The sequence below is a fragment of the Geomicrobium sediminis genome, assembly GCF_016908595.1.
GTDB classification, from domain to species: domain Bacteria; phylum Bacillota; class Bacilli; order Bacillales; family Marinococcaceae; genus Geomicrobium_A; species Geomicrobium_A sediminis.
In genome coordinates this window covers 411,003-424,032 of the sequence record NZ_JAFBEC010000001.1, presented here as the reverse complement: position 1 = coordinate 424,032, position 13,030 = coordinate 411,003, and the positions used below count along the sequence as shown (strand labels likewise).

At 43.6% G+C, this 13,030-nt stretch carries 12 protein-coding genes; 10 read left to right on the top strand and 2 right to left on the bottom strand.

What is annotated here, in order from left to right:
• Positions 1 to 39 precede the first annotated feature (39 nt).
• The 8 genes from JOD17_RS02175 to JOD17_RS02140 all read left to right on the top strand — a co-directional run bounded on the left by JOD17_RS02175 (position 40) and on the right by JOD17_RS02140 (position 7,373).
• The gene (locus tag JOD17_RS02175; protein WP_204695504.1) at positions 40 to 375 is read left to right on the top strand and encodes a hypothetical protein; all 336 of its coding nucleotides are present in this window, start codon (positions 40 to 42) and stop codon (positions 373 to 375) included.
• A gap of 287 nt (positions 376 to 662) precedes the next feature.
• Complete coding sequence (locus tag JOD17_RS02170; protein WP_204695503.1) at positions 663 to 1,835, top strand: DNA-processing protein DprA; 1,173 nt, start codon at positions 663 to 665, stop codon at positions 1,833 to 1,835.
• Between the two features lie 11 nt (positions 1,836 to 1,846).
• A complete protein-coding gene (locus JOD17_RS02165; protein WP_204695502.1) occupies positions 1,847 to 2,548 on the top strand; it encodes a gamma-glutamyl-gamma-aminobutyrate hydrolase family protein in 702 nt (233 codons plus the stop codon).
• A gap of 148 nt (positions 2,549 to 2,696) precedes the next feature.
• Entirely contained in the window at positions 2,697 to 3,131 is a 435-nt protein-coding gene (locus JOD17_RS02160) for a YaiI/YqxD family protein (RefSeq protein ID WP_204695501.1), read from the top strand.
• On the top strand, positions 3,128 to 4,297 hold the full coding sequence (locus JOD17_RS02155) for an ArgE/DapE family deacylase (protein ID WP_204695500.1): 1,170 nt from the start codon (positions 3,128 to 3,130) through the stop codon (positions 4,295 to 4,297). Before JOD17_RS02160 ends, JOD17_RS02155 begins: the two co-directional genes overlap by 4 nt.
• Before the next feature lie 137 nt (positions 4,298 to 4,434).
• Positions 4,435 to 5,190, top strand: a complete 756-nt coding sequence (locus JOD17_RS02150; protein WP_204695499.1) for an SDR family NAD(P)-dependent oxidoreductase — start codon at positions 4,435 to 4,437, stop codon at positions 5,188 to 5,190.
• A 15-nt stretch (positions 5,191 to 5,205) separates the two neighbouring features.
• Complete coding sequence (locus tag JOD17_RS02145) at positions 5,206 to 6,195, top strand: NADPH:quinone oxidoreductase family protein (RefSeq protein WP_204695498.1); 990 nt, start codon at positions 5,206 to 5,208, stop codon at positions 6,193 to 6,195.
• Positions 6,192 to 7,373 (top strand): alpha-hydroxy-acid oxidizing protein, encoded by a 1,182-nt coding sequence (locus tag JOD17_RS02140; RefSeq protein WP_204695497.1) that lies wholly within the window; start codon positions 6,192 to 6,194, stop codon positions 7,371 to 7,373. The genes JOD17_RS02145 and JOD17_RS02140 overlap by 4 nt, the downstream gene beginning before the upstream one ends.
• On the opposite strand, the gene JOD17_RS02135 is transcribed toward JOD17_RS02140, so the two are convergent.
• Complete coding sequence (locus JOD17_RS02135) at positions 7,343 to 8,005, bottom strand: GntR family transcriptional regulator (protein WP_204695496.1); 663 nt, start codon at positions 8,003 to 8,005, stop codon at positions 7,343 to 7,345. The two genes, JOD17_RS02140 and JOD17_RS02135, sit on opposite strands and share 31 nt — an antisense overlap.
• Before the next feature lie 194 nt (positions 8,006 to 8,199).
• Positions 8,200 to 8,973: a TerC family protein gene (locus JOD17_RS02130; protein WP_204695495.1), complete on the bottom strand. Its 774-nt coding sequence runs from the start codon at positions 8,971 to 8,973 to the stop codon at positions 8,200 to 8,202.
• A 335-nt stretch (positions 8,974 to 9,308) separates the two neighbouring features.
• Between JOD17_RS02130 and JOD17_RS02125 the strand changes: the two genes are divergently transcribed.
• Both JOD17_RS02125 and JOD17_RS02120 read left to right on the top strand, forming a co-directional pair.
• The gene (locus JOD17_RS02125; protein ID WP_204695494.1) at positions 9,309 to 11,423 is read left to right on the top strand and encodes a hydantoinase/oxoprolinase family protein; all 2,115 of its coding nucleotides are present in this window, start codon (positions 9,309 to 9,311) and stop codon (positions 11,421 to 11,423) included.
• Positions 11,392 to 13,017 (top strand): hydantoinase B/oxoprolinase family protein, encoded by a 1,626-nt coding sequence (locus JOD17_RS02120; RefSeq protein WP_204695493.1) that lies wholly within the window; start codon positions 11,392 to 11,394, stop codon positions 13,015 to 13,017. The genes JOD17_RS02125 and JOD17_RS02120 overlap by 32 nt, the downstream gene beginning before the upstream one ends.
• Positions 13,018 to 13,030: the final 13 nt, after the last annotated feature.

Sequence of the window (13,030 nt, the reverse complement as noted above, 5' to 3'; positions counted from 1 at the left end):
GGCTGTAGTACGGATTTAAAGAAAGGGAGTGAGAGATCCGTGCAACACGAAACGTTATATCCTTATGCAGACGTAACCATTGATCCTAACCAGCAATCGCGTAATCATGGCGGACACGGACACGGACACGGACACGGACACGGACACGGACACGGACATGGACATGGACATGGACACGGACATGGACATGGACACGGTCATGGTCATGGTCATGGTCATGGACCACCAAGGCCGCCGTGGCCTGGATTTGGTGGAGGTTTTATTCCAGGGTTAGTAATTGGAGGGTTAGCAGGTGGCGGATTTGGTCCAGGATATTATCCATACCCACCGCCTCCGCCACCCCCACCTCCTTATCCGTACCCGCCTTATTATTAAAGGTGAGCGTAAACGCGTGCGAAAATTGCACGCGTTTTGTTTGTCACAAATTCGACAAAAGCGGTCAAAATCCTTGCCAATTGTCGAATCAAAATCCCTTTCCTTAGATGTTATTTTTTGTATTTAACAAAAAAGTTTGAAAATAAGTAGCGTTGAATGCTATGATGAAGGCAATAGTTAAGAAGTAGAGGTATATACAAAAAACAACCTTATGACTTATCTTAACTAGAGCATCGACCTATATAAAGAGAAAATAACATGTAAAAAGAAGGGTGAATACAGTGCAAATGAAGGAGATGGATTCTAGGTTTTTACGACCGATCATTGAGCAGGAGATCTTGTTTGCAAGTGAAGCGGCCGCTTATTTAGGGATTACACCGCAACGCTTAAATCAGCTTGTACATACTGGCAAGGTGAAGCCAGTTCGGACAAGCCCAAGTGGAAATTTATATTTGAGAAGTGATATGGAAGAACGTAGAAAACGTATGCACGGAAACCAAATTGCTTATATATCAGCACTTTTCGAAAAGAATGAAGCAACAACAGTCTATGAGGCGATGAATTACTTTACAATTCAATCGATTTTCAATGGTTCAGATAAGAAGGCAACGGCTGAGTTTGAACGATTAGCTGAGAAATTTCAATTAACTGAAGAATTGTCTAAAAGTTTACGTCTAATAGCTGATGATTTAGGCGTGGAGCTGGAAGTGATGGAGAAAGCGTACACTGCAGTCGTCGGTGGTTTCCAACAACTCGGAGCGGATGATTACATCGTAAAAAAAGGTCAAAATCATTATCCGAACAAACTGTCTGAAATTTCCGATGCTCCTTTATTCCTATTTATGCGTGGAAACCCTGAGTTGTTAACGAAGCGGCTGGTAACGGTTGTTGGAGGGAGAAAAACGACAGAAAACGGGGAAGCTATGGCTTACGAATTGTCGAAAGAGCTCGGACAAGAAGGCTATGTGATCGTTTCTGGATTATCGAAAGGCATTGACTCAGTCGTTCAGCAAGCGACCGTTAATCATCAATTGCCAACGGTTGCTGTTTTAGGAACACCAATCACTCATTTTCACCCACGTGAGCATCAAGTGCTCCAAGGGCAATTAGAAGATCACGGCCTTGTCATTTCTCAGTTCCCGCCTTCTGTAAAGGTGCAGCGTTGGCATTTTCCAATGCGCTACGCACTGATGAGTGGGATTTCTGAAGCGACGGTCATGATTGAGTCGACCGATAAGAGTGAAGTGCTTGAGCAAGCAGATTATGCTTGTAAATATAGACGCCCACTACTGTTACCCCAAGTTGCATTAGATGACCGCAAGTTACAATGGCCAAACCGGTATATCGATTATGGGAAAATGTACGCATACCGTAAACCTACCGACGTCTTGAAGCGTATGGAAATGTTAACAACTGAAGATGGAACGAGTGCGCGTTACGCTCAACAAACAATCGGATAGAAGGGATTATTATGACGAGAAAACCGATGATTGGCATTACTTCACATATGGATGAAAACGGAACGCACCATATGAGTCAGGATAATTTACGAAGAATTGCAAATGAAAATGGAATACCAATCATTCTTCCGAATGTTCCTGATGAAGCGTCGATTCCACGCATTATTTCATCGATTGATGGCCTTGTTGTTACAGGAGGGGGAGACATCGACCCAACTTTGTTTGGTGAAGAACCTCATCTTAAATTAGGAAGCATTCACCCTGATCGTGACGCTTTTGAAATGATGCTCATTCAAGCCGCTTTAGAAGCAAATCTTCCAATTCTTGCGATTTGTCGAGGGTGTCAAATCTTAAATATTGCTGCCGGCGGGGATATGTATCAAGACATTTACAGTCAATACGATGTAGACTTGTTACAACATCAACAACGAGCACCAAGGCAACATGTGTCCCATTTTATTGACGTTGATGAAGGTACGTTGCTACAGCGAATCTCTAAGTCTAGTCGCTATAAAGTTAATAGTTTTCATCATCAAGCGGTACGCCGACTCGCTTCAGGATTTCGGCGATCGGCAGTTTCATCTGATAACATCATTGAAGCTTTTGAAAGTGAACGCCACTCTTTTGTTATTGGAGTGCAGTGGCATCCGGAGAATTTAGTTGACGATGAGTATGCCAATCGTCTATATGAAGCGTTTATTGCGAGCACATAACAATCGGAGCAAACCGTCTTGCCAATTTAATTGGAGGCGGTTTGTTTCTCTTTTTATAGAATCGGGAATAAATAAAAAGATAATCAATGAATTGTACAGAGGGTAGATGGATAAAGAAGACGTTAACGAAAGAGAAAGGAAAAGAGCAATGAAGATCATCATTGATGCTGATGCTTGTCCCGTGCAAGATGTCGTTATTGAAGAATCAGCGAAGCGAGGGAAAGACGTGGTCCTTGTGAAAAGCTACGCCCACTACTCAAATGTCGAGCAAGAGGCCGAAGTCATTTATGTTGATCCAGGTAATGATTCGGCTGATTATAAGATCGTACAGTTAGCAGTGCCTGGTGACATTATTATTACGCAAGATTATGGTCTTGCGGCTTTAGCGCTTGAGAAGAATTGTAAAGTGTTGCACCATACGGGTTTTTTATATTCCAAAGATCGAATTGATGCGATGTTATTTGAACGCCATCAATCAGCGAAACGAAGAAGGAGCAAGCAAAGAGTTCGTGGACCTAAGCCATTTACAAATGAACAAAAAGAACATTTCAAAGAGCAATTTATAAAGGAGCTGGAAGCGTGATCAATGACTCGATTGCCATACAAGCACTGAAAGAAGTTTTAGAAATGGATACTTCAAATCCACCTGGTAATGAAGAACTTGTAGCAAACAAGCTTCAGTTCATTTTTACAGAGTATGGCATTGAAACGACAGCAATTGCTCATAGTGCAGGACGTACGAACCTCATCGCAACGCTGCCTGGAGATGGTTCAACCGATGAAGTGATTGGATTATCAGGACATATGGATGTGGTACCACCTGGAGATGTACCGTGGGATTCTCTTCCTTTTGACCCAGTAGAAGTTGATGGGAAGATTTATGCTCGAGGCGCATGTGATATGAAAAGTGGCTTAATGGCAGCTGTAGCAGTGCTTTGTCGAATTAAACATGAAGGAATAAAGCTTCCATTTGATCTTAAGCTCTTTGCTTCAATTGGAGAAGAACGGGGTGCGATAGGTGCGAAGCAATTAACCGAAGAAGGTTACACGGATTGCTTGAGTGCAATGATAATTACAGAACCTACAAACGGCAGGGTCATTACGTCTCACAAAGGTGCATTATGGCTAAGAATTACGACACATGGGAAGACTGCACACGGCTCCAAGCCTGAGCGTGGAGTCAATGCGTTGATGCATTTAATTTCCATTGTGAATGAGCTACAACGTGCCCTTCGTTTTGATGCGAATGATGAAAAGTTAGGGCGACCATCATTTAGCTTTAATGTGATGAACAGCGGTAAGAATACGAACATGGTTCCTGATCAAAGTAGTGTCGAAATCGACATTCGTACATTGCCAGGTCAAAGTCACGCATCAATCGTTCAAGACATTAAGAATCATATCCAACATGTAAGAGCCCAGCATCCTGAATTGCAAGCGAGTGTAGAAGTCATTAATGACCTGCCCCCATTAGAAACAGACGATCATCACCAGTTCGTAGAATTCGCTTGTGAACATCTTAATAGTCGGACGTTCGGAATGTCAGGCTATACGGACGGTTCAAGGTATCAAATGGGAACGAGTGATTACCCGATTATCGTGTGGAGTGGAATTGAAGGAAGCACAGCTCACCAACCAAATGAAGTCGTGTATATTGATCACTACACAAAAACAATCGAACAATTGCAATCGCTTCTAATGGCGTATAAGCCCTCAGAAGATTCATCAACTGTAAGAAAGAAAGCGTAATTCGGGATCGAGGCGAATTGCGTTTTTTATTTTGTTAAAACGATCGAACAGAGTTTGAAAAGTAGAAGGAATCCCGTCTAAATTGATCGAATTATTAAAATAGAAAGCGCATTCATAAATGGGATGGAGGTTACGAGATGAAATTAGAGCATAAAGTTGCCGTCGTTACGGGTGCAGGATCAGGCATTGGACGTGCAACGGCGATTCGTTTTGCAGCAGAAGGGGCATCTGTCATTGTTGCAGAGCTGAATGAACGTAGCGGTAAAGAGACGGAAGAATTAATTACTGAATCAGGCGGAAAGGCAACGTTCGTTCAAACAGACGTCACGAGTTTTGATGCCGTTCAAAATGCGGTCAACGTTGCAGTAGAGCAGCATGGAAAATTGGACATTATGTTCAACAACGCTGGCACTGGGACAAAACCAACGAGTGTGTTGGATATGTCCATTGAAGACTATGATAAAACGATTGCAGTTAATCAATACGGTGTTTTCTTCGGAATTAAGGCAGCTGGAAATGCAATGAAAGAAGATGGAGGAGTCATTATTAATACGGCTTCAATCTATGCATTTATCGCTGATCGCAATCGCATCTCGTATCATGCGAGTAAAGGAGCGGTTGTTTCAATGACAAAGTCAGCTGCGTTTGACTTGGCGAAATACAACATTCGAGTGAACGCAATTGCTCCTGGGTTGATTGAAACAGGGATCGTTACGGATTGGAGAAATCAACCAGAGGTATGGGAGCAAATCGAACGGGCGCAAATGCGTCGAAAAGCCGGTCAACCTGATGATGTTGCCAAACTTGTTACTTTTTTAGCAAGTGATGACGCATCATTCTTAAATGCACATGTTCACTACGTAGATGACGGCGCAGCCGCATTTAAACGATAAGGGAGGATTTTAAAAATGAAGAAATGGATCGTAGAAACGTTAGCAGACCCTACTGAAGCGCTCGTCTTAAAAGAAGATGAGAAACCGCTTCGCACAAAAGGACAGCTTCTTATTGATACGAAGGCAGCCGCTTTGAACTTCTTTGATATTCTACTCTGCCAAGGGAAATATCAAGAAAAGCCGCCCCTTCCATTTACACCAGGGGCAGAGATTTCAGGGACAATTGTCGAAGCAGACGAAGATAGTAAGTGGAACGTAGGGCAAAAAGTGTTGGCACGTCCGAAACTGCCTAACGGAGGGCTAGCAGAGTTTGTCGTTGTCGGGGAAGATGAAGTATTTGCAGTGCCGGAAGCGATGTCCTATGAAGAAGCATCGGCACTGTTTATTACGTATCAAACGTCGTATTATGCACTACACCACCGTGCGAAGCTACAACCAGGAGAAGTGCTTCTTGTCCATGCGGGAGCTGGTGGCGTAGGTTCAGCAGCGATTCAACTAGGTAAAAGCCAAGGCGCCACTGTAATTGCAACCGCAGGTGGTGAAGAGAAAGTAAACCAATGCTTAGAGCAAGGCGCTGATTACGCCATCGATTACAAAGAAGAAGATTTCGTTCAACGAGTGAAAGATTTAACGAATGGAAAAGGTGCAGACGTTATTTACGACCCTGTTGGTGGTCATGTGTTTGATCGTTCAAGGAAATGCATTGCCTTTGATGGTCGAATTCTTATCGTTGGGTTTGCAGGTGGGACGATCCCAGAAGCACCGATGAATCATGCTCTCGTCAAAAATTATTCCCTTGTAGGCGTACATTGGGGTTATTATGCACGACTGTATCCAGAGGGTGTTCATGATATTCATGAAGAATTGTGCAGGCTTTATGAAAAAGGTGACATTAAGCCACTCCTTTACAACGTGTTCCCTTTTGATGAAGTTCCTAGCGCATTAACGGCATTAGGGAATCGTTCGACTTATGGAAAGTTGGTTATTGGAGGCACATTTTCGTGAGGAATGTTGGAAACGAAGTTCAGTTTGCAATCTATCAATCACAACAAACCAATCCCTTTCCAATCCAATTTGAGGATTGGGTAAAAGGCGCTAGTGACAAGCTAACGAGTGAAGCATTTGATTATATTGCAGGCGGGGCAGGTAGTGACTACACTGTTCAAGCAAACGTTGATCGCTTTAAAGCGTACAACATCGTTCCAAGAATGTTTTGTAACGTTGAAGAGCGTGATCTTTCAGTAGAATTATTTGGACATACGTATCCGTTTCCAGTTTTGCATGCACCGATTGGTGTCCAATCTATTATCCATGAAGACAAAGAGCTTGGTTCTGCCCGAGCTTGTGCTAAGCTTGGTGTCCCTTACATTGCTAGTTCAGCAGCTTCGACTACGTTAGAGGACATTGCTGAAGCAATGGGAGATCACCCGCGCTGGTTTCAACTTTATTGGAGCCGCGATGCAGAGATTGCTGCAAGCTTTTTGCAACGTGCTGAGCGTGCTGGTTACTCGGCAATTGTGATTACGTTAGACACTCCAATGATGGCTTGGCGTGAGAAAGACTTAACGAATGCCTATTTGCCGTTTCTAAAAGGTGAAGGTGTTGCGAATTACCTGTCTGATCCTGCTTTTCGTGCAAAATTAGAAAAGCCACCTGAAGAGGACCCTCAAGCTGCCATTGAACAATGGGCTAAAGTGTTTGGGAATGCAACGCTTACGTGGGAAGACTTGTCGTTTATAAGGCAACATACAACACTTCCAATCATTCTAAAAGGAATTGTACATCCTGAAGATGCGAAGCTTGCAGTTGAGGCAAATGTCGACGGAATCATCGTCTCAAACCATGGTGGTAGACAAGTTGATGGCTCAATTACGGCAATCGATGCTTTACCAGAAATTGCAGACGTTGTCCGAGGGAGGGTTCCGATTTTGATGGACAGTGGAATTCGAAGAGGTGCAGACGTATTGAAAGCTCTTGCTCTTGGAGCCACTGCCGTCCTTGTCGGGAGGCCGTCTATGTATGCATTGGCTGTAGGAGGGGAAGAGGGTGTTGAAACGTTGTTCAAACAATTAGTAGCTGATGTTGATTTAACGTTAGCACTTGCAGGTGGCACGAACGTTCGCCACCTGGACAAGGAGTTTCTACAGTCGAGTTATGTGTCTAGTGAGCGCTCATTCAAGTAAACAATTCCTCGATTTCGTTCGGATTCAATGATTGAAGTAATCGCTTGAATTGCCTTAGACTCATCGCGTGATTGCATCGCAAAAAGCAGCTGTTCTTGTTCAGCGATACGTTCAGTAAATGATTCTCTGATTGTAGGCGCAACATAAATAAGTAGTAACGAGTGAACTGACTGTACGAGCTGAGCAAGGCGCCTGTTCGTACAGGCATCGATGAGGATCGAGTAAACGTTCACAAAAAACTCGATGCATTCATCCGGTTGCTCATTAGATAACCGTTTTGCGTAGTCAATTTGCTGCTCAATGCGTAAAAGATTCGCGTCGCTAATTGAGGTCGTAATATTTGCGATGAACTCTTTTTCAGTAATTTTCCGACAATCATACAAAGCGTCTAAATCGTCAAACTCAAGGTCAATGACGCGCAACACACCATTACGGTCTACGGTAACGAGCTGTTCCTTTAGCAGTTGCCGAAACGCTTCTCGAAGTGGTGTTCGACTTATGTTTAAGTCGTCTGCTAATTTGGCAACGATGACCTTTTCGCCCGGGGCGATTTTTCCGTAGAGGATCAGTCTTTTCACGAGATCATAAGCTTGTTCATATAAAGGTTTAACGTGATTGAAAGTCGTATTCATGGAGACCCCCTCATACATTATGAAATAAAATGAAAAAATCTATAATTAATTATTAATCTTAAGTATATTCGCAAGAACTGTCAAACATTAGGAAGTTGTTCTGTTAATCGGAATCTTCCCTCATTTGATGGTTAGCATTCAATAGAAAGAGCTCAGGCATAAGGTTGCCTGAGCTCTACTTGTTGATTTGTGTATTACTCTAGGTGATGAGTCTTTTGAAAACGCGGACCTGAAAGAATCCAGCTTAAGACGATGATTAGTCCCATCACGCCCCAGAAGATCAGCTTCCAAACGGTGCTTTCAGGGAAATGTTCAGGCAAAACGGCGAGACTTGGGTGTGCTAACGTAAACACAGCGAGCTTTACACCGACCCAGCCAACGATTAAATACGCACCGTTTTCAAGTCCTGGTCTTGAGTGGAGGACTTTGATAAAGAATCCAGCAGCAAAACGCATAATAATGACACCGGTTAATCCACCAATAAAGACGACGATAAATTGTGCACCGTCTAATGGGCCAACAGAGAACCATCCTGTCGGTGTCAATGTCATAGCTAGGGCAACTGCTGCGAGGATGCTATCAACCGCAAAAGCAATATCAGCGAGTTCTACTTTGAGAACAGTCATCCAAAAGCCTGACTTTTTAGGTTCTTTTTTCGGTTTTTCTTCTGTCGTCTTTTTACGTACAAATCGTTTGAAGAAGTGGTTCACCGTTAAGAAAATGAGATAAAGTGCCCCGATTGCTTGAACTTGCCACACATTAATTAAAACGGCAACGAAGGCAAGGGCTGCAAGTCGGAAGACGAAAGCACCTGCAAGTCCATAGAACAGTGCTCTCTTTCGTTGTTTTTCTGGTAAGTGTTTGACCATCATTGCAAGAACAACCGCGTTATCTGCTGCCAAGATTCCTTCTAGGGCAATTAAGACGATTAATACCCACCCATATTCAACTAGTAATGCTACGTCCATGTGGTTTTGCTCCTTTTTTGTATACGAAGTCTATGAGTCCATGAAAAAAGACCTTCGCCGTAATCGGCGAAGGTCAGTAATTGGTCATTTCATAGACCTCGCCCATAGTGGCAAAGGTCTTGCGACAGTCAAATAATGACTGCACTAAAGCCGGGGCGATTATATACCCGTCATGACGACTTTAGTGAGGAGCTACTCCCCTTTGATACTGTAATCGTAATGGACGGCTAAGGAAAAGTCAATAAATGTTTCACGAGAAACAAAGTTTAAAAGGATATTCGACAACTTTAGCGAAATAGTAGGTAATCACGGTTATTTAACAAAGGATGTGTCTAATGGTTACAATTCGAGCTGGTGTTGACATTGGTGGAACGTTTACAGACTTTGTGTTTTTAACGAGCGATGGGAAGAGGTTCTTTGGAAAGACGCTAACAACCTACCCTGACCCTTCCGAAGGGTTTATTAACGGGTTACAAGAGAATATGGAAAAGCACGGTTGGCGTTACGACCAACTTGAAAGTATTATTCATGGAACAACGCTCGTCGTCAATGCACTGATTGAACGTAAAGGTGCAAAAACAGGGTTAATTACGACGAAAGGGTTTCGCGATCAATTGGAAATTGCAACTGAGAGTCGCTATGATTTGTACGATTTAATGGTTGATAACCCGAAACCACTCGTACCACGTGCGTTAAGGAAGACGGTTACTGAGCGGTTGACGAGTGATGGGAGTGTCTTGACGAAGCTTGATGAGCAAGAAGTAGAGGAGACGTTGAAACAGTTCGTTAACGAAGGTGTTGAAGCAGTTGCTGTCTGTTTCTTACATAGTTATCGCAACGATCTTCACGAAAAGAAAGTGAAAGAAATTGCAGAACGAATTGCGCCACAATTACACGTTTCCATTTCGTCAGAAGTGTCCCCAGAAATTCGTGAGTACCAACGGTCTTCTACGACTGTTGCCAACGTATTTGTAAAACCGCTTGTGGAACGTTACTTAGGGAGTTTAGAGCGTGCTTTAGTGGAAAAAGGTTTTAAAGGTACATTCCTCATGATGCTCTCTGGTGGTGGTACGTGTACGCTTGAAACAGCAGCGAAGTTCCCAATTCGTATTCTAGAATCAGGCCCAGTAGGTGGAACCATTTCAGGTGCCCATTATAGTAAGCAGGCAAAAGAGAACTCTCTCATTGTGTTTGATATGGGAGGTACGACTGCAAAAGCAAGTCTCGTTGATGAAGGGGTACCGTTAACGACAACTGAATTTGAAGTAGGACGAGCAGATCGCTTTATGAAAGGCAGTGGTATGCCTGTAAAAGTACCTGTTGTTGAAATGATTGAAATTGGAGCGGGGGGCGGAAGTATTGCCCACGTGAATCGACTCGGGTTATTAAAGGTAGGTCCAGAAAGTGCTAGCAGTAAGCCAGGTCCAGCTAGTTACAATCTTGGTGGATTAGAACCTACAGTTACTGATGCGGATCTCGTTCTTGGCTATTTGAACCCAGATTATTTTCTCGGTGGAGAAATGAATCTTAGCGTGGATAAAGCAAAGGAAGCGATCCGGAAAAAAGTCGCAGAGCGACTAGGAATGTCCACGATCGAAGTTGCATGGGGAATTCATCAACTCGTCAATGAGAATATGGCAAGTGCGGCTCGAATCCATGCAGTAGAGAAAGGCAAAGACGTTCGCAAGTACGGGTTGTTTGCTTCAGGTGGGGCAGGTCCTGTTCATGTCGGCAATGTCGCTGAAATTCTCGGTGTCGATACGATTGTTCATCCTGTTGGTGCAGGCGTTAACTCTGCATTTGGCTTTTTGACGTCGCCACTTGCGTTTGATTTTGTGCGAAGTTTTTACAGTCGTTTAGATGATTTAGACTGGGCACATGTAATGCGTCTTTTAAATGAAATGGAAGCAGAGGGGTACGAGCTTCTTAAGCGTGCAGGCGTATCAGAGCAGATCTCTATTGTTCGAAAAGCGGAAATGAAATACAAAGGACAAACCCATGAAATTACTGTATCCATTCCGAACGGTACGTTAACTGAAGCTTCCAAAGGAGACATTGTAAACAATTTTAAGCAAGCTTATCGCGAGCTTTACGCTGAAGCAAATGAAGATATGGTCATTGAAACGTTGAACTGGCGTGTGGTTGTGGAAGGTCCAGATCCTGAACTCACACTCGAACAAGCCGAAGGAGGCGACGTTTTCGTTGAACCGAAGTCCACAAGACATGTTTATTTTGATGGTTGGTTTGAAACGAATGTGTACGAACGTAATGATTTAAATCCAGGCGTGGACATTGACGGACCAGCCATCATTGAGGAACGTGAATCAACGCTCGTCGTTCCACCGAGTTTCCGAGTATCGGTTGATCAATTCTACAATGTGAAGCTACATCGAAAAACTGCCAAAGGAGGCGTTTTTGTTGGCGAACACGAAAAAGCAAGAAGTGTTTGATCCGATTCAATTGGAAGTGATTTGGAATCGGCTTGTCACTTTGTTAGAAGAACAAGCAAAAACGCTCATTCGTACGTCTTTTACAAGTATTCTATCAGATGCAAATGACTTGTCTGCAGGGTTGTTTAATCAAGCAGGTGATATGATCGCACAAGCGAATACTGGAACACCGGGTCATATTAACTCAATGGCAACAGGTGTCCGTCATTTCTTGAAGAATGTCGATACAACAAAGCTTAAAGACGGCGACGTATTAATCGGTAACAATCCGTATGAAATATCAGGTCATTTGCTTGATGTAACGATCGTTACACCGGTCTTTTACAAGGAATCACTGATTGGATATTTCGCATCAACGTGTCATGTTTCTGATGTAGGTGGACGTGGATTCAGCCCAGAGGGCGAGAGTATATACGAAGAAGGCTTACATTTGCCGTACATGAAAATGTACGAGCGAGGTGTCGTAAATGAAACGTTACTTACACTCATTCGTGCCAATGTCCGTGCCCCTTATCAAGTGATTGGCGATTTGCGTGCCCAAGTAGTTGCTCAAGAGGTGGCAATTAGTCGTTTGCGGGAAACGTTAGAAGAGTTTGGTTTACGTGATGTAGAAGCCATTGGAGAAGAGATTATTGCAATCTCTGAAAAAGCGATGCGTAAAGCGATTGAAGAGCTTCCGGACGGAACCTATGAAAATGAGTTATATAGCGATGGGGCTGAAAAGCCAATTCTTTTGAAGTGCAAACTCATCGTTAAAGGAGATACGGTTCACGTAGATTTTGACGGAACATCTGATGGGAGTAAAAAGGCAATCAATGTTTGTCTTAACTACACACTTGCTTATGTGAACTACGTGTTAAAAGCGACCATTGCACCGGACGTTCCAAGTAATGAAGGTAGTTTTCGTCCAGTGAGTGTATCGGCTCCAGAAGGAAGCGTATTGAACGCAGTTCACCCAATGCCAACGGCTTCAAGACATATTATCGGTCATTTAGCACCTGTATGTGTATTAGGAGCGCTCCAACCCGTATTACCAGACAAAATCCCTGCTGAAGGTGCTGCCGCGATTTTCGCAATGCAAGTTCACGGTGTTGATCGGGCTGGGGAGTCTTTCTCGAACGTCGTATTTAATGCCGGAGGTGCTGGTGCTCGCCCAGGGAAAGATGGTCTAAATGCGACAACGTTCCCGTCAGGCGTGAAAGGAACACCGATTGAGATTATCGAAAACACATCGCCAATTCTCGTCTATGAGAAAGAACTTCGAGAAAACTCTGGAGGAGATGGTGAGTTCCGTGGAGGATTAGGTCAAACGATCACATTTGGCGTGCGGACAGACCAACCGTTCCATGTGCCATTAATGTTTGAACGTACTCGCTATGCGCCCCTTGGTTATGAAGGTGGTTTAGAAGGTGAAAAGGCTAGGGTATTTATAAATGATCAAGAAGTTGAAGAAACGAAAAAATTGTATACGCTTAATCCGGATGATACCGTAACCCTTCAATTGCCAGGTGGCGGAGGTTTCGGAGATCCTGCAAAGCGAAATGCAGAAGCAAGAGCGAGCGATGTAGAAAACGGTTATGTGATACGATCATAGATGGAGACAGATG